Genomic DNA, 16,647 nt, shown 5'->3' with positions numbered 1-16,647 from the left:
CGCCTGCTCGGAGCCCGATTGGCCAAACGCAGGACGTGACCGCTGGCCCGCACCGCCGTTACAGCGGCGTGCAGGTGCAGGTGCCGAGCGCGTCCGTGCACACCGATCCCAGAGGACACGTGCCTCCGCAGATCGGTGCGGTCGTGTCCTCGCACGCCGGGATCGCCAGCGTCGTCGTCGGCGCCAGCGTCGTCGTGGGCCCTTCGGTCGTGGTGGTTCCGAAGCCGGGGCAGTTCGCGCCGTTCGGGAACTCGTAGACGATGTTCGGATCGCTCTGGCAACGCACGTCGACGTCGAAGTCGATCTCGAACGTTCCCGGTCCCGGCAGGCCGCCCGAGTTGTTGACGGCAGGGCTGGTGGTGGGCGGGATGCAGAAGATCGCGCCCTTGAGCGGATTGGTCAGGCTCGCGGTGCCCGAGGTCATGATCGGATCGGGGAAGCAGCGTCGCAGGTCCGGATTGTTGCACGCTCCCGCTCCCTGCGCTGCGCAATCCGCGTCGGTCACGCACGAGATGAAGCCGCGCCCGTCCGGATGCGTGATGCCGTCGCAGTAGTTGTCGACCGGGCCGTTGGGGCAGTTGCCCTCCGCAGAGCACAGGCCGTCGCTGCACTCGTTCTTGGTGACGCCTGCACCACCGCCGTCGGTGCAAGTGCCGGCGCCGGCCGCTGCGCACTCGGCGTCGGAAGAGCAACCGAGAGCGCCGTTTCCGCTGCAGACGCGGCACGGGCACAGCTCGCCGGACGGCGTATCGCACGGCAGCGTCGCCTCCAGCTGCTGGCTCTCCGTCGAGAACTGCAGGTTGATCAGCAGGCCGCTGCCACTGACGTTGCTGCCGAGCGACGGCAGGCAGTCGAAGCTGGTGGGCCCGTAGCTTCGATGGTTGCCGTTGACGTCGCACGAGCTGCCGTTCTGCGCACCGCCGCTGCAGGTGCCGTCGCGAACGCCGTCGTTCTGGGTCGTGTCGCCGTCGCACGTCGGGCACGGGCTGGTGGCCGTGCCGGCTACGTGAACGAACGAGATCAGATTGGTGGTCTCATACCATTCGCCCGTACGCAGGTTCATGGTCCCGCCGTAGTCGTTCCTGATGCGGTTGATCACGCAGACCGGAACGCCGCCCGAAGAGATTCCCAGCGGCGAGCCGAAGTAGCAGTAGCAGGCGGGATTGAGCTCGCCGCAGCTGTCGGGGTCGTTGCCGTTCAGCGTATTGCAGGTGACCTGCGGGTTGCCGGCGCAGCGGCAGTTGGACGTGGCGTCATCACGGATCTTGAGCGAGACGTCGCAGTTCTCGCAGTTCTCGTCGCAGTCGACGTCGACCTGGTCGACGATGTCGTCGGGAATGTCGAGGTCGTGGGCCGTGCCCGACCAGCCGGTGCTGAGCTGCGTCTCGGTGGTCGGCGTGCCGTTCTTGCCGTTGAACGTGCGGATGATGGTGGCGTTGGCGCAGGCGCCCGACGCTTCCACGCACTCGCAGGCGACGCCGTTGGCCTCGCAGAATTGTCCCTCGGGGCACTCGCCGCCGCAGGTCGGGAACGTGTCGCCGCACGAGGGCAGCGTGGTGGTGGTCACCAGCACGGTGGTCGTCGTGGGCTCGATCGTCGTCGTGGGTCCGACGGTCGTCGTCGGTGGCTCGATCGTGGTCGTCGTCGAGACGCCCGGCAGCAGATAGACCTCGCGGATCAGCGCTGCGCCCTGCGCGTCGGCGCTGTCGACGGCGCACTCCTGCATCTCGGCCGTCGTGTCACCGCACGCGTTCATCGTCTGAAGACGCTCGGAGGAGAGCAGGCAGGAGTTGTTGATCGTGTCGGCCATCTTCGCGCGGGCGCCGGCGATCTTCTGGTTGGGATCGTAGGCATCGCACGTGTAGTCGGGATCGCTCAACGAGGAGTCGGCGGTGCGCTGGCACTTGCGGCGCTCCCGCATGTATGTGCTCACCAGCTTGGCCGCCGCGTTGCCGACGGCGGCCTGGCATTTCTGTGTCGCCGACGTCAAGTCGTCCGTGGGGTTGCCCATGGCGTCCGTCGACACCGTCTCGACGCGCTCGTTGGCCAGTGCGGTCTCGCACGCGGCAACTTCCCCGATGTCGTCGATGCCGTCGGTATCCCCGCCGTCATCGGCGTCCTCGGCAGGCTCGGGACAGGCGGGGTACTCGGAAAGCAGCGAGGATACGCTCGAGCACGCCGTGGATATCTGCGCCTCCAACTGGGCAGCACGCGCCGCCAGCTTGCCGTCGGTGTCGGCGGCAAGCGGAGCGTTGCAGTTCGTCGACAGCGGGATGTCGCCGGCGCTGCGCGCCCTGTTGCAGGCACGGGTGATCGAGAACGCCGACTTGACGTATTTCGCCACGCCCTTGGAGATCGTGTCGCGACACTTGCTCTCGGCACTGGAGAGTGCCCGGGCCTGGGACGGAATCAGGAACAACGCGCACAGCGCAGCGGCAGCAGCCGGTGTCGCAAGACGCACAAAAACCATCGGCGGGTCCTCCTTTCGCCCGAGCCCGCGATGCAGTGCCCCGGCGACGACGTAAAAGTCGACCTGCTCCCCTCAGGATGGAGCGCGTAACGGTCTGTCTTTCCACGGGTACACCACTGCGTCGTCGCAGCAAGAGGCTTACGCGAATGTTCGTAAGCACAAGATGGCGCCCACGAGGGGCCGTCGGTGGTCAGAAACCGCTAAGCTACGGAATCCGTTGAAGTTAGAGACTCAGCGGAAGACCCAGATCGCGAACATGGAAAGGAGAAAATAGCCGACCAGGACGGCGGCTCCGGCGTAATCCTTGGCCATCCTCTGTCCGGTGAAGAGGGCCAGCACCGTGATCCCTGACAGGGTTGCTCCGACATAGGCAAAGGTGGTTCCCCCCCAAAGGAGAACAGCCAGCGCGCCGAGCGCCGAGAACGCACCGGCGGCCAGCTCGAGAACGGTGATGATGGTGACGGCCTGCTCCACCCGTCCAGCCAGCGGCGAGCTTTGGAAATGCTCGCGCAGCCAGCCGAGGTTCCCTTCGCGGTCGCTGACCTTGTCCAGGCCCGACTGCAGGAACAGCACCGCAAGGAACGAGGCCGTCAGTAGCTGCATCCACCACATCGCCGGCTCCTTTGGCGCTCAGCGCCGCACGGCAGCATAGGCGCGGTCGGCCTTGGCTGCCAGGATGAAGTCGTTCTCGGTCAGGCCGCCGGCCGCGTGCGTCCAGATCTCGACGCCGACACGGCCCCAGCCAAGATGGATGTCGGGATGATGCGCCTCCTCCTCGGCGATGCGGCCAAGGACATTCACGTAGGCGAGGGCGGCGGCGAAGTCCGGGAACTTCAGCTTCTTGGAGAGATGGTGGTTGTTCTCGATGGCCCAGCCATCGAGCTGACCGAGCAGGCGCTGCGCCTCCTGCTCGCTCAACGGCGGCGTGCCCTCCCGACAAGGGACGCACTTCCTGCTCGCCAGATCGCTCATGGGTCATGCTCCTGTCCTTCCTGCGTCATCGCCGCGAAAGGAGATTCCTCGAACGCTGCCAATGCGATGCGCGACAGCCTCGTCACAAGCCCAGCTCGTCCAGGCGCGCCGATGCGGCGGCGACCATGCCGGGAACAGCCGCCGCAATCTGCGACATGCGCGGATCGGTGGACTCGCCGCGCAGCCATCGATTGTGCAGCTGCTGCAGCACGACCACCGTCTTCCACAGAGCGAACGCCTCGTACCAGCCCGCCTGGCTGACCTCGAGCCCCACCCGCCTCGCATATCGTTCGACGACCTGGTCTCGCGTGGGCAACCCCATCCGTTCCATTCCCGGATGCTGCGCGCGCGGAGCCGAAGGCGGATCGGCCGGATCGGGCCAGTAGTTGAGAAGCGTTCCCAGATCGATCAGCGGATCGCCGAGCGTGGTCATGTCCCAGTCGAAGAAGGCGGTCACCCTGTCCGGATCGCGCGCATCGAACTGACAGTTGTCGAGCTTCAGATCGTTATGAACGATGGAGACGCGCTGCGCCGGCGGAATGGCAGCGGCAAGGCGCGCATGGATGCGATCCATCTGCGGGTCGGCGTGGTCTCCCTTGACCAGATCCCAGCGGTGCTTCCAGCCGCCCACCTGCCGCTCCACGAACCCAGCGGGCTTGCCCAGATCCGAAAGCTCGCAGGCGACCGGGTCGAGCAGGTGCAGCTCGGCCATCGCATCCACCAGCGCGAAGCCGATGCGGCGGCCGACGTCGGCATGCTCGCGCATCGAGGGCGGGATCACTCCTCGGATCACCTCGCCGCAACGGCGCTCCATGACGAAGAAATCCGCGCCGGCCACGGAGTGGTCGTCGCAGAACAGATATGCGCGCGGCGCCCGATCGAAGTGTCGCCACAGGCGTGACAGCACGCGGTGCTCGCGCCGCATGTCGTGCGCGCCCGGCGCCAGCACGCCGAACGGCGGCCGCCGCAGCACCAGCTCGGTGTCGCCGAAGCGCAGCAGGTAGGTGAGATTGGCGGCGCCGTGCGGGAACTGCTCCACCGCAAAAGGACCGCTCAGCTCCGGAAGCTGCTCGCGCAGATAAGCCTGAAGCCTGTGCCAGTCGAGATCCTCGCCGCTGCGCACGGGCGCGGTCTCCTGCGGCGCAGGCGCATCGAACGGATCGACTCGTTCCCGCTCGCTCATGACCAATCGCTCTATCTGCTCTGCCTGTGGTCGCATCGCAACCAGGCTCTTCTCCTGCGCCGCGGCCGAGCCTTCACGGCTGACCGCCGTCGACACGCAGCACGGCGCCGGTGGTAAAGCTCGATGCCGCCGATGCAAGGTACATCGCCGCTCCGACGATCTCGCTCGGATCGCCCGCGCGGCCGAGCGCCGCACGCGAAGTGACGGCGCGCTCGATCTCCGGCGGCCAGGCCTTGGAGATGTCGGTCAGGAACGGGCCGGCCTGGATCGCGTTGACACGGACCTTCGGGCCGTAGGCGTGCGCGAACGCGATCGTGATTGCCTCCAGGCCTGCCTTCGCGGCCGCGTACGGCGCTTCCATCGGAGAAGGACGAATGGCGGCGATGCTGCTGACGTTGATGATGCAGCCGCCCTCCCCCGCCGCCATTCGCGGCGCCACCAGCGCCGAAAGTCGGAACGGCCCCTTGAGGTTGACCGCCAGCACCTTGTCCCACAGCTCTTCGCCGACCTGATCGAGCGAAGGATACAGCGGCGACATGCCGGCGTTGTTGACGAGCACATCGATCCGGCCGAAGCGTTCGAAGACGGCATTCACCAGCTCCGGCAGCGACTGCCAATGCCCGACGTGACAAGCAACGGCCAGCGCGCGCACGCCGCGTGCCTCGATCTCCTGCGCGGCCGCCTCGCACGCCTCGCGCTTGCGGCTGGCGACGGCCACATCGGCCCCCGCTTCGGCAAAGGCGAGCGCCATCTGACGGCCGAGGCCGCGGCTGCCTCCGGTGATGAGAGCGACCTTGCCGCTCAGATCGAAAAGGTTCGTCGTTGCCACTGCCGACCTCACCGTTCACGCATTGCGGATCATCAAGCCACCGTCCACCGTCAGCACGGTCCCGGTGATGAACGATGCCGCCGGCAGGCAGAAGCTGAGCGTGGCGTGGGCGACTTCTTCCGGATCGCCGTAGCGGCCGAGGCAGGTGCGGCGGCGCGCGAAGATCGCCTTGTGCTCTTCGGGAATGGCCTCGGTCATGGCCGTGCGGATCGGGCCGGGAGCGATGCAGTTGACCGTGATGCCCTGGCTGCCGAGCTCGACGGCCAGGGCACGCGTCAGCCCGATGACGCCGTGCTTGGCCGCCGTGTACGGCGAGGCGAATCTGGTGGCGCCGAGGCCCTCGGTGGACGCGATGTTGACGATGCGCGGCGCGTCCGACTTGCGAAGATGCGGCAATGCAGCTCGCACCACTCGCGTCTGTCCCGTCAGCAGGATGTCGATGGATCGCTGCCAGGTCGTCTCGAAGTCCTCGGCATCGATCGGCGACAGAAGCGCTGCGCCGGCGTTGTTGACGACGATGTCGAGGCCGCCGAGCGTCGCCGCGACCTGATCGACGGCTCGCGCCACGGCGGCACCGTCGCATACGTCCATCTCCCAGCCTTCGGCCGTGCCGCCGCAGGCGCGAATCTCCGAGACCACCGCGTCGACGCGCGACGCGCCGATGTCGGTGACCGCCACGCGCGCGCCCTCATCGGCGAAGAGATGGGCCGTCGCACGGCCCATGCCGCTGGCGGCGCCGGTGATCAGCACCACGCGGCCGGCAACCGATCGACTGAGCCTGGTCAGCTTCGCCATGTCCGCCTCCTGCTCCGGCGCCGTCGTTGGCGTTCGGCGCCGCTATCCTCGAGTCGATTCGTACCTTGCCAGCGCCGCTCGCGCCGCGCGCGCCGCGTTGGCGTCCGGGTCGTCACAGAACTTCTCGAGCGCCTGTCGCGCGCGCACGCTGTGCAGGCCGACCATTCCGAGCACGCCGACGGCGGCGCGCCGCACGCCGGCAACACCGTCGGCGCGTGCCAGGGCGATGAGCGCATCGATCACGTGCTCGGCGGCGTTTCCGGCGCGGCCGATGCCGGCCAGCGCCGCCATGCGCACGTTCGGATCGTGATCACCGAGCGCGGGCAGGAACCGGGCCGGGTCGGTCTCGCCGAGATCGCGCAGACAGTACAGCGCCATCTTTCGGCGTTCGACCTTGTCGCAGCTGCTCAGCTCGTACAGACGCGATTTCAGCGCGGCGTCGGACGCCGCGGCCGAGCAGACGATGCCGGCGGCGGCCCAGCGCACGTCACCGTCGTCGTCACCGAGGGCTTCGACTGCAGCCTCGGTGATCGCCGCCTCGGTGCGGCCCGCCCTGGCCAGTGCGAACGCCGCCCCGAACCGGCGCATCGAGCAGGGATCGCGCAAGGCGGCACGCACCAGCTCGACATCCACCGCATCGTTGGCTGCGGCGGTGGCCAGTGCGCCCGCGGCACGCCGACGAACTTCCTTGCTGGCGTGCCCGAGCAGCTCGACGAGACGAGCCGCGGCCTCGCGATCGACAGCGATGGCGCCGCCCTCCAGCGCCGCGAGCACCGCGCGCAGCTCGCCGGCGCTTTCGCCATCGAGCTGCCGCAACGACGGTTCGGACGAGTCGGAGTCGGACACCACACGGTTGTCTAGCGGGAGGAGTGGCCGGCTCCAAGCGACGGGCGTCGCGAGAATGCGCCGCTCGCGCTTTTGCCGCGCCCTCGCGGCGTGGCTATGGTCTGCGCCCCATGAGCCGCGCAGGCATGATCGGCTTTCTTCTCGTCGCCGTCGTCGTCGGCTACGTCATCGTCACCTCGATGAGCATCGACGCCCACTCCTGTGAGATCTGCATGGAGTACCAGGGCCGCTCGCAGTGCCGCACCGTGAGCGCGGCAACCGTCGAGGAAGCGCGCCAGGGAGCGATCACCAATGCCTGCGCGTACATCTCCGGCGGCATCACCGATTCGATGGCGTGCGGCCGCCAGAAGCCGGCCAGCGAGAAATGCCAGTGAGCCGGCCGCACCATGCTGGCGAGGGAGTGATGAAGTGAACGGCGGCGACGCAGGCAGCGACGCCGAATGCATCGACGTCGCAACCATCGGCGAAGACGTGCCGCTTCTCGAAGGTATCCGCACCACGCGGGCGATCCGGCGACTGCGGCCCGATCCGGTGCCGCGCGAGCTCATCCGCAAGGTCGTGGAGGCCGGCACGTTCGCGCCGAGCGGCGGCAACCGGCAGCCGTGGATCTTCATCGCGGTGACGGAGGCCGAACGCCGCGCGTGGATCGCAGCGCGATACCGCCGCGCGTTCGATGAGTACATCGCGCCGGCCGTGGAAGCGGCGCGGTCGCCGGACTACCCGCGCCACAAACGCGCCAACATGGAATCGGCGATCTATCTGGCCGAACACTTCGCCGAGGTCCCCGTGCATCTGGTGGTGGCGGGTTGGACGCGCCGCGCAGAGCCGCAGGTGCAGGCGCTGTTTCCGGCGATCCAGAACATCCTGCTGGCATGCCGCGCCGTCGGGCTCGGCGCGTGCCTGACGACGATGCAGCTCGCGTTCCATCGCGAGCTCGACGAGTACCTCGGTCTGCAGCCTTCTCAGCCCTCGGCAGCGCTCATTCCGATCGGATGGCCGATGATTCCGTACAAGCGCCCGCAGCGCAGACCCGTCGACGACTGCCTGCACTGGGAGAAGCTCGTCACTTCCCCTTCCACACCGGATCGCGCTTCTCGATGAAGGCACGCGGGCCTTCCCAGAAATCCTCGGTCTGCGCCAGCGTCATCATCGCCTGAGTCGAGCGGCGGAAGCCGGTTTCGTCGTCCGCCAGTGCGCACTCGCGCATGACGGCCATGCTCTCGCGCACCGCCAGCGGCGCGTTCTTCGCCACGAGCTGGGCCAGCTCGATCGCCTTCTGCAGAGCCTGTCCCGGCTCACACAGGACATTGACCATTCCGTAGCGCGCACATTCTTCGGAGGAGATGGGCTCGCCGGTGGCGACGAGGAAATTGGCGACGTTGCGCGGCAGCACGCGCGGAAGCCGGAAGAGCGCACCGGCCGCCGCAGCCAGCGACCGCTTCACCTCGGGGACGCCGAAGCGAGCCTGTGTGCTGGCAACGATCATGTCGCACGCCAGACACAGCTCGGTGCCGCCGGCCAGCGCCGGGCCGTCGACGGCGGCAATCAGCGGCTTGGTGCGCTGCCGCGCGACCAGGCCGCCGAAGCCGCCTCTGGCCGTCGCCAGCTCCGCAGCCTGCCCCGAATTGATGGCTTTGAGATCGGCGCCGGCGCAGAAGACCGGCCCGTTGCCAGCAAGAATGCCGACCCACAGGCTCTCGTCGGATTCGAGACGGTCGAGTCCCGATTCGATGCCACGAGCGACTTCGCCGTTGACGGCGTTTCGTGCCTCGGGGCGGTTGATGGTGAGGATGGCGACGTTGCCGCGAGTTTCGAAGTCGACCACGGGCGCTCCTTGGTGCGCCGGCAACGCCGCCGCAGCCCGGGGCGTTCGGCGGTGTGAAGGCGCGGCGTTTCGGCTCGCGCCCGCTAGCACAATTCCCGAAGAAGCTACACCGGCGATCAGGATCAGGCCCTGCACGGAGTGCGATGCAGAACCTGATCCTGACCTAGGATGGCGACGGATCGAAGGTTGCGCGCACCGGGTCGGAAACGGTGAACATCGCCCGATGCGCGCCTGCCACATGGATGTCACGATCCGCCGCCTGCCCGTGAGCCGTGCCGACGGTCACCACCGCCAGCATCGACCCGAACCAGAACGCGGCAAACAGGGTCGTACCCAAGGTCCAGCGCGCCAAATCCGTTCGCATTGCGACAACCTCCTTCGACTACACGCTGATCTGCAGCGTCGCAGCCAGACCTTGGTGTGCCACGCGATCCGAAAATCGTGCCAGCGACACGATCGCCTGACGTCGAGATCCGAGCGCACGACGACGCGATTTCATGGGCTTTTCGCAGCGTCGTGGGCTCGGACGCTGCAGAGCCCTGCGGCAAGCCCCCCGCACATTCCTGCGGCACTGTTCCCGCGCATGTCTCAAAGGCGGCGCGCAGAGTGGCCGACATGCCAGGCGCGCCCCGAGAAGCGAACGTACGCGGGCTGGAGGCCCGCTGGAGTGAGCGACGAGGCGCGCAACGACGCAGATCGGCCGCGATGCGCGTCGGCCGCCTCTACTGCACCATCGATCCTCGTCCCTGCTCCCTAGCCGCCTCCAGGACGTGCGTCATCTCGGCGACCGTCAGCAGCGCGCGCTGGTTTCCTTCCTGCGTATAGTGACGGCGAAGGTTGTTGAGCATGCGCGACAGCATCTGCGTGTGCGACACGGGCACGAGGAAGTCGTCGCGCCACGCCTCGGGCGCGATCCCCTGGCGGCGCAGGAGATCCATGAACGCCACGCGGTCCAGGAAACGGCCCTGGTTGTAGACGTCCACGTAACGGCCGGTGGTGGAATGGTAGACGATGAAGTGGCCGGGAAAGCCGACCCCTTCCAGCTCGATACCGGCCGCCCGACCGGCTTCCAGGTACAGCACCGAGAGCGTGATCGGAATGCCGCGCCGCCGTTCCAGCACGTCGTTCAGGAAGCTGTTGCGCGGGTCGTAGTAGCTCTTGCGGTCGCCGTCGAAGCCGTACTCCTCGAAGAGCAGTTCGTGGAGCGGAATGAGCGGATCCGATTCGTCCGCCGTCGCCACGGCCCGCGCGGCCGATCGGGCCAGCTCGGCGACCTCGCCGAGGTAGGCGTCCATGTCCAGGTGCGGATACTGGATGCGCGCGATGGCCAGCGCAGCCGCAGGCAAATGGATGTCGCTGTCGGCCCGGCTGACGAGGTCGGCAAACAAGGTCGTCGCGTCTTGAGGCATTCTCCTGTCAGTCGACGCGCCGGCGACGACTGTCCCACCGCCTCATTACAGACGCGCGTGAGGAGAAAGAACAAGGCTGCCGCTGGCGCGATGCCGCGAGTTTCGCGTGAAGGGCAGTCGAATCCTCGACCTGCTCCGTCGGCGTCGTGCCGATGGGGAGGCGTCAGCGACCGACGACCGAGACGAAGCTTACGCAGCGGCCAGGTGCGCCGCCCAGATTGTGCGTCAGCCCGAGCTTCGGGTCCTTGATCTGCCGCGGCCCGGCTTCTCCGCGCAGTTGGAGCCACATCTCGTACATCATGCGCAGCCCGGAGGCGCCGATGGGATGTCCGAAGGATTTCAGGCCCCCGTCCGGGTTCACCGGCAGGCGACCGTCCAGATCGAAGTCGCCGTTGAGGACCGAGCGCCAGGCGCCGCCGCGCTCGGCGAATCCGAGATCTTCATAGAGCACGAGCTCGGTGGGCGTGAAGCAGTCGTGCACCTCGGCCATCGAGATCTCTTCGGCCGGGTTACGGACTCCCGCCTGCCTGTAGGCGTCGTGGGCCGAAGCGACCACCTCGGGGAAGCTGGTGAAGTCGTAGTCCTGCGACAACGGCCCGGCCGCCGGGCCCGCGATGAAGGACAGGGCCTTGATGAAGATCGGCCGGTCCGTGTACTTGTGCGCGTCTTCGGCGCGCACGACGATGGCCGCCGCCGAACCGTCGCTGACGCCCGAGCAGTCCATGATCCCGAGCGGATCGGCCACGCGCGGCGAGCAGCGGATCTGCTCGAGCGGCACTTCCTTGCGGAACTGGGCCTTGGGGTTCTTGGCGCCGTTCGCGTGGTTCTTGTACGCGATGCGCGACAGCACCTCCTTGCCGGTCTCGTCATCAAGCCCGTATTTCTTGAAGTATGCCGGCGCAAGTAGCGAGAATTGCGCGGGCGCCGTCATCGCCGCCGCGGTCCCGTCGCTGGGCGGCGGCGTCACGACGAGGCCGGAGAAGCCCGAGTCCTTCAGCTTCTCGACTCCGATGGCCATGACGCAGTCGTAGGCACCCGATGCCACGGCGTAGCACGCGTTGCGCAGCGCTTCGGAGCCGGTGGCGCAGTAGTTCTCGACGTGGGTGACGGGCTTGTACTGGATCTTGAGCGGCTCCGACAGAGTCAGCCCCGAAAGGTTGCCCATGGTCCCGAGCCAGTAGGCGTCGACGCGATCGCGGTCGACGCCGGCGCTGGCATAGGCGGCTTCGGCCGCCTCCACCAGAAGATCATCGAGGCTGCGGTTCCAGTGCTCGCCGAAGGCGGTGCAGCCCATGCCGACGATGGCGACCCGATCCCTGATGCCGTTGCTTGCCATGATCCGCTCCTGAATCCGTCGCGCGCCCCGGTCGCCGCGCTCAGCGCGCGGGCCGCGCCTTCCAAAAGTAATTGTGAACGCCATCCGCCGTAAACAGGCGACGGAACGTCATTTCCACCGGGTCCCCGATTCTGACCTTTTCCGGCTCCACGTCGGTCAGCTCGCTCTGGACGCGGCCACCGCCTTCGAAGTCGATGACGGCAGCCACCATCGGAGGCTGCGGCGTGAACGCGAGGCGATCCACCGCGAAGGTCTTCACCACCGCGCGCGCCTCCGCAAAACCGACCTCCTCCATCCTGCGCGAGGCGCCGCAGTGCACGCATACGATCTGCGGCGGCAGGTGGGAGGTGCCGCACTCCTGGCAGCGGCTGCCGGCCAGCGCGTACTTCCAGCGCTGCGACCGCAGCGATGGCGGAGCGGCCGGCCGCTCGGGATCGGGCCGCCGCGGCGGCTCGGTCTCCAGGATGCCTCGCCACTTCAGCAGCCGCGTGTACGGAAGGTCCGCGCGCTTGGAGGCCACCCAGCCATCGACGGTGTGACGGGGACGGCGGCCGGCGATGGCGCCGGTGACGCGCAGCAGGACGGCATCGACTCCGTCGGATACCGAGAAGACGGCGATACGATCGCCGGCACTGGCGTTCTCGAGCGCGCTGGCCAGCATGATTCCGACCTGCGCGGCGCCCGCATGGCCGATGGTATCGAGGCGGGGATCGACGACCTGCTGCGGCGACAGCCGGACCTGCGCGACGAAAGCCGCCACTGCTCGTGGATTGGGAGCATCCACGACCACGGCAGCAAGCTCGGAAGCCTCGACCCCTGCCTTGCCGAGCAGGCCCTTGGCGGCGCTGGTGAGCAGCGGACCCCAGCCCTGCGTCAGCGCGAATCGCTCTTCCCAGCCTTTCGAAAAGCGCTCACCGGGAAGGCGCCAGCTGGAGAGAAATTCGAGCGTTTCCGAATACGTGGCCTCTATCTCCGCAACGACATCCTCGTTCCCCATCACGAACGCTGCGGCGGCGTCGCCGCCGCCCGATTCTGCTGCGCCCTCGGGAGCGCCGATGCGAATGTCGCCCATGGCGGCAAGAGCCTGACCGCCGGCGGCAGCCGCCTCGGCGGCCGCGATGAACGACCCGAGACCCGCGCGAAGCGAACACGCAACGTCGAGGCAGCGGACGTCGCGCGGCAGGTCCAGCGCTGCGTGGATCGTCGCTGCGTTCAGCTTCTCGATGTAGGGCGGATCGGTGGTCGCGAAGTAGAGCGCACGGATGGCGCTGCGGTCGCGGCCGTGGAACGCATCGCGCGCGGCTTCCACCGCCATCGTCACCGCGTCTTCGTCGTAGGAGGCCACCGAGCGCTCGCCCTTGCCGCCGGCGGTGCCCAAAGCTGCGCCGATGGTGTTGCGGGCGATGCGGTGGAAGGGAACGTAGGTACCGAAGGAGACGATTCCCGCCATGACGCTTCCGTATCGCAGACGGCGGAAAAGGCGACGGCGCGAGAAGACACTCTCGCGCCGTCGGAGTCCCGTCGCGCGTGGCCGGCTACTCTAGTCGGACTTTGCCTTGAAGAGTCCGGCGTCGTTTGCCGCGTTGCCTGAGAACTCGGCAGCGAAGCACTTGCTGTTGCTGAGGTTGTGCAGCCGCGCGCTGACCTGGCTGTCCTGATCCAGCGGCAGGCTGGGCGCAGCGAATCCGGTCTTTGCCTTGACGCTGGCCTTGGCCTTCCCGCCGGTGCCGGCGAACACGCTCATGCCGCTGGCCGACCCGTACTTGTGCTTGTAGGAGTAACCGGTCGTCGTCTCCTTCCAGCACGGCTTGGAGAAGCAGTTGCCGCCGGCGGGAACGTCCAGCTCGGCGATCAGGGTCGGCGTCTCGCCCGTCTCGTCGTAGAGGCAGAAGACATAGTCCGCGGTCGTCAGCGGGTCGGCCAGGTCCGCAGCCTTGTCCACATCCTGGCCCTTGTTCCACTTCCAGCCCAGCGAGTCCTTGGCGCCGTTCTCCTTGATGGTGAGAGAGGAGGCGCCGGCCTGCGTCGGCTCGAAGCAGGTGGCGGCGGCAACCGGAGCGGAGGGACAGTTCTGCTCCGCGTGCGAGAACAGGATGTCCTCGTCGACGCCGAGCGTGTTGAACAGCGTGTCGGTGGACTCCCAGACCACGGCCCAGGTGTCGCTGTTCCCGTCGGCGGCGATGGCCGGCAGGCTGTCGGCTCCCTTGTCCTTGCCGGCCGTCGAGGCCAGCGGCGCAACGCTCGTCCAGGACACGCCGCCGTCGCTCGAGCGCACCGTCAGGATGTCTCCATCGGTCTTGGTCAGCTTGCCCAGCGGATCGTCCGACCCCCACACGACGATGAACTCTTCGCCGTCGGTGGCTACGCTCGGGCGTTCGTCCGCGCCGATATCGGAGATGGCGTTGTCGGCGAGCAAGGTGACGGCCGACCAGGAGCTGCCCCCCGTGGTCGATCGCGAGACGAGGATGTCGGAGTCGGTCCCCGACCCCGAGAGATTCTCGTTGGACTGCCAGGTGGCGACGACGGTGGTGCCGTCGACGGCGAGCGACGGATAGATGTCGGCGCCGCTGTCGGTGCCGCCGTTGCTGTTGAGCACGCCCTCGGCCCCGGCGGTCAGGGTGCCGCCATCGATGATCGCGTAGAGGATGTCGCCGTCGATGCCGTTGCCGCTGACGTCGTCGGTGCTTCCCCACACCGCAACGAAGTCGCTCCCGTTGAACACCACGTCCGTGCCCTGCCCCAGCCCGATGTTGGCCGTCTGTTGGGAGCCGAGCGGAAGCTGCGACGACCAGGAAAACCCGTTGTTGGTCGAGACGCTGTAGTAGGTCTGATTGAAGGTGGGGCCGCCGAGCGCCTGCAGCTTCCACACGGCGACCCATTTCCCGGCCCCGTCGGTGGCGATGGAGGGCTGGAAGTCCTGGTCGAGAATTCCGTCCGAAGCGCCGTCGGAGTTGAGCCGGGCCGGGTTGCTCCACGTTCCGCCGTTGTCGGTGGATCGGGAGAAGAAGACGTCGAGGTCGCCGCTGCCCCCGGCCAGATTGGTCGTGGATGCGAACACCGCCACCCAAACGCCCGACGTGCTCGCCGCCACCCGCGGCTCGGTATCGGAAGCAACGCCGTCGGTGGCTGCGCCGCTGAACAGGGCGGAGGCGCTGCTCCAGGTGGCGCCGTCATCGGCAGACCGGGCGAAGAGGATGTCGGAGTCGGCGCCGATCGTTCCGCCCAGCGAGTTGTCCGAGCTCCAAACGGAAACCCACGTCGCGATGCCGTCGCTCGCAACATCGGGCTGGGCATCGACGTCCTCATTGGCCTGGTCGTCGGAGTCGGCGGCGGCGGTGCTGTTGAGCGCGCCTGGCGCGCCAAAGGAGATCAGTGCGAGCGCCTGGCTGGCGGGCAGGAGAAGGCCGAGCAGCGCGGCCACGAGAAAAAGGCGTGGATTCATGTTCTAACCCCCGAAGACCGAAAGAGGGCATCGCAGAAATTGCGCGCCGTCCGCACCTTAGGTGCCTGCGGAAGACGTTTCAAGGAGGCCGGAGCCGTAAGATGAGCGACTACTCGCGCGAAGAGATCATGGCTGCCCACGCCCGTCGCATGAGCTTTCAGGACGCCGACGACTGGGAAGGCTTCGGCCAGTGCTTCACGAACGATGCCGTCTACGTCGAGCACCACGAGGGAACGTTTCGCGGCCGCAACGCCATCCTGGCCTGGCTCGTGCCCATCATGGAACGGTGCAAGGGCTGGACCTTCCCCATCGAATGGGTCTGCGTGGACGGTAATCGATTGGTCTACAAGTGGTGGAACCGCCTGCCTGGCCAGCGCCCCGACGGAAGCTTCTACGAGTTCTCCGGCGTCTCGATCTGCGAGTATGCGGGCGACAACCAGTGGTCGTATCAGGAGGACATCTACAATTTCGAGGAGACGATGCGCGTGCTCGGCGAATGGTCCTCCCGCGATTGATGGCCGCATGGCGGCCATCGCCTGCTGTCGGTGTCAGGATCTGGTCCGTCGGCCGGGGAAGAGTGGTCCCGAGACAAGGCGCTCGGCGCGCACGCAGCGCAGGCGCGCTGGAGGCCCGCCGGGGCGAGCACGGGACGGGCAACGAAGCCGGTGGCGCTACGCGCGGCCACCGGCCTCAGAGACGCTCGGGGTTCTCGAGACAGCTCTTCACGAACTCGAGGCCGCGCGCCACGTAGAAGCCATCCTCGGTGCGCTCGTCGTAGGTGTACTTGAGCTCGAAAGTTTCGGCAGCAACGACGTTGCCGTGTTCATCGACGACGGGCGTCATCTTGATGCGGCCCATCGTGACGAAGACGGGGATGGTGCCGTAGTCGTAGTTGTGATGGTAGCAGGCGTCGATGCCGACGCTGCCGAGGTTGGCCACGAAGATGCTCGAGAAGAGCGGGTCGGTTGCGATCATGGAAGCCGGAAAGAGGTTCCACTCGTTGAGGCGACGCCCGATGCGCACGAACCACTTCAGCACCACCGGCGGCATCTTCAGCAGAAGGCTGATCTCCTTGTCGGTCTCGCTTTCCTTCCCTGAGCGGCCGAAGAGCTGGCGGTCCCAGACCGCGTCGACCATCTGCTCGAACGTCTCTTCCTTCGGGAATTCGCGCTTGACGGTGTAGATCGGCGCGTCATCGCTCATGCCGCGCTTGCCGGTGAACGACAGCCACGCGCCCCGGCGCTGGTAGTAGCGCCCGCCGACGACGAAGCGATTGACGCGCGGCCGCTCGTGCAGCACCAGCGCCAGCGCCCGCAGGACCATATGGAACATCGTGGCCGGCCGATCTGCCGGGCGGCGGGCGTTGAGTTCCTCCAGAAATGCCCTGGCCGGCCCCGCCAGCACCTGCTCGCGGCAGAGCACCGCCGACTCGTTCCGCGACGGCATGATGAAGGGCATGATGCGTCGCACCGGATGCATGTCGCCGACGTAATCGCCGTCAGGACGCTCGAACACGGGTCGCTCGAAGATCGGCACCGCC

The 16,647-nt window shown here is 67.5% G+C and carries 17 protein-coding genes; 3 read left to right on the top strand and 14 right to left on the bottom strand.

The window, feature by feature from the left end:
* Window positions 1–58: 58 nt before the first annotated feature.
* The 7 genes from VEC57_18310 to VEC57_18280 all read right to left on the bottom strand — a co-directional run bounded on the left by VEC57_18310 (window position 59) and on the right by VEC57_18280 (window position 7,095).
* On the bottom strand, window positions 59–2,470 hold the full coding sequence (locus VEC57_18310) for a hypothetical protein (protein ID HYC01095.1): 2,412 nt from the start codon (window positions 2,468–2,470) through the stop codon (window positions 59–61).
* A gap of 231 nt (window positions 2,471–2,701) precedes the next feature.
* Entirely contained in the window at window positions 2,702–3,082 is a 381-nt protein-coding gene (locus VEC57_18305) for a hypothetical protein (GenBank protein HYC01094.1), read from the bottom strand.
* An 18-nt stretch (window positions 3,083–3,100) separates the two neighbouring features.
* Window positions 3,101–3,442: a 4a-hydroxytetrahydrobiopterin dehydratase gene (locus VEC57_18300; GenBank protein ID HYC01093.1), complete on the bottom strand. Its 342-nt coding sequence runs from the start codon at window positions 3,440–3,442 to the stop codon at window positions 3,101–3,103.
* Between the two features lie 82 nt (window positions 3,443–3,524).
* A complete protein-coding gene (locus tag VEC57_18295; protein HYC01092.1) occupies window positions 3,525–4,625 on the bottom strand; it encodes a phosphotransferase family protein in 1,101 nt (366 codons plus the stop codon).
* A gap of 73 nt (window positions 4,626–4,698) precedes the next feature.
* A complete protein-coding gene (locus VEC57_18290; protein ID HYC01091.1) occupies window positions 4,699–5,454 on the bottom strand; it encodes a glucose 1-dehydrogenase in 756 nt (251 codons plus the stop codon).
* A gap of 15 nt (window positions 5,455–5,469) precedes the next feature.
* On the bottom strand, window positions 5,470–6,249 hold the full coding sequence (locus VEC57_18285) for an SDR family NAD(P)-dependent oxidoreductase (protein ID HYC01090.1): 780 nt from the start codon (window positions 6,247–6,249) through the stop codon (window positions 5,470–5,472).
* 42 nt (window positions 6,250–6,291) lie between these two features.
* A complete protein-coding gene (locus VEC57_18280) occupies window positions 6,292–7,095 on the bottom strand; it encodes a HEAT repeat domain-containing protein (protein HYC01089.1) in 804 nt (267 codons plus the stop codon).
* Window positions 7,096–7,205: 110 nt separating this feature from the next.
* Here VEC57_18280 and VEC57_18275 point away from each other — a divergent pair, with 110 nt between their 5' ends.
* Window positions 7,206–7,469: a hypothetical protein gene (locus VEC57_18275; GenBank protein HYC01088.1), complete on the top strand. Its 264-nt coding sequence runs from the start codon at window positions 7,206–7,208 to the stop codon at window positions 7,467–7,469.
* 34 nt (window positions 7,470–7,503) lie between these two features.
* Entirely contained in the window at window positions 7,504–8,196 is a 693-nt protein-coding gene (locus VEC57_18270) for a nitroreductase family protein (GenBank protein ID HYC01087.1), read from the top strand.
* Here VEC57_18270 and VEC57_18265 read toward each other — a convergent pair.
* From VEC57_18265 to VEC57_18240, 6 genes are all read right to left on the bottom strand, one after another.
* A complete protein-coding gene (locus VEC57_18265) occupies window positions 8,159–8,920 on the bottom strand; it encodes a crotonase/enoyl-CoA hydratase family protein (GenBank protein HYC01086.1) in 762 nt (253 codons plus the stop codon). The two genes, VEC57_18270 and VEC57_18265, sit on opposite strands and share 38 nt — an antisense overlap.
* Window positions 8,921–9,083: 163 nt before the next feature.
* Entirely contained in the window at window positions 9,084–9,284 is a 201-nt protein-coding gene (locus tag VEC57_18260) for a hypothetical protein (protein HYC01085.1), read from the bottom strand.
* A gap of 358 nt (window positions 9,285–9,642) precedes the next feature.
* Complete coding sequence (locus tag VEC57_18255) at window positions 9,643–10,329, bottom strand: transglutaminase-like domain-containing protein (GenBank protein ID HYC01084.1); 687 nt, start codon at window positions 10,327–10,329, stop codon at window positions 9,643–9,645.
* A 163-nt stretch (window positions 10,330–10,492) separates the two neighbouring features.
* Entirely contained in the window at window positions 10,493–11,665 is a 1,173-nt protein-coding gene (locus tag VEC57_18250) for an acetyl-CoA acetyltransferase (protein ID HYC01083.1), read from the bottom strand.
* Window positions 11,666–11,705: 40 nt separating this feature from the next.
* Window positions 11,706–13,115 carry an OB-fold domain-containing protein gene (locus VEC57_18245; GenBank protein HYC01082.1) on the bottom strand — a complete coding sequence of 470 codons (1,410 nt, stop codon included), beginning with the start codon at window positions 13,113–13,115 and terminating at the stop codon, window positions 11,706–11,708.
* Between the two features lie 90 nt (window positions 13,116–13,205).
* Window positions 13,206–15,107 carry a sialidase family protein gene (locus VEC57_18240; protein ID HYC01081.1) on the bottom strand — a complete coding sequence of 634 codons (1,902 nt, stop codon included), beginning with the start codon at window positions 15,105–15,107 and terminating at the stop codon, window positions 13,206–13,208.
* 101 nt (window positions 15,108–15,208) lie between these two features.
* Between VEC57_18240 and VEC57_18235 the strand changes: the two genes are divergently transcribed.
* A complete protein-coding gene (locus VEC57_18235; GenBank protein ID HYC01080.1) occupies window positions 15,209–15,622 on the top strand; it encodes a nuclear transport factor 2 family protein in 414 nt (137 codons plus the stop codon).
* Between the two features lie 175 nt (window positions 15,623–15,797).
* On the opposite strand, the gene VEC57_18230 is transcribed toward VEC57_18235, so the two are convergent.
* On the bottom strand, window positions 15,798–16,643 hold the full coding sequence (locus tag VEC57_18230) for a 2-oxo acid dehydrogenase subunit E2 (GenBank protein ID HYC01079.1): 846 nt from the start codon (window positions 16,641–16,643) through the stop codon (window positions 15,798–15,800).
* Window positions 16,644–16,647 lie beyond the last annotated feature (4 nt).

The sequence above is a fragment of the Candidatus Limnocylindrales bacterium genome (assembly GCA_035626395.1).
Lineage (GTDB): Bacteria > Desulfobacterota > Binatia > UBA1149 > CAITLU01 > DASPNH01.
The sequence above is the reverse complement of the archived record's forward strand: the minus strand, read 5'-3'. Positions and strand labels throughout refer to the sequence as shown.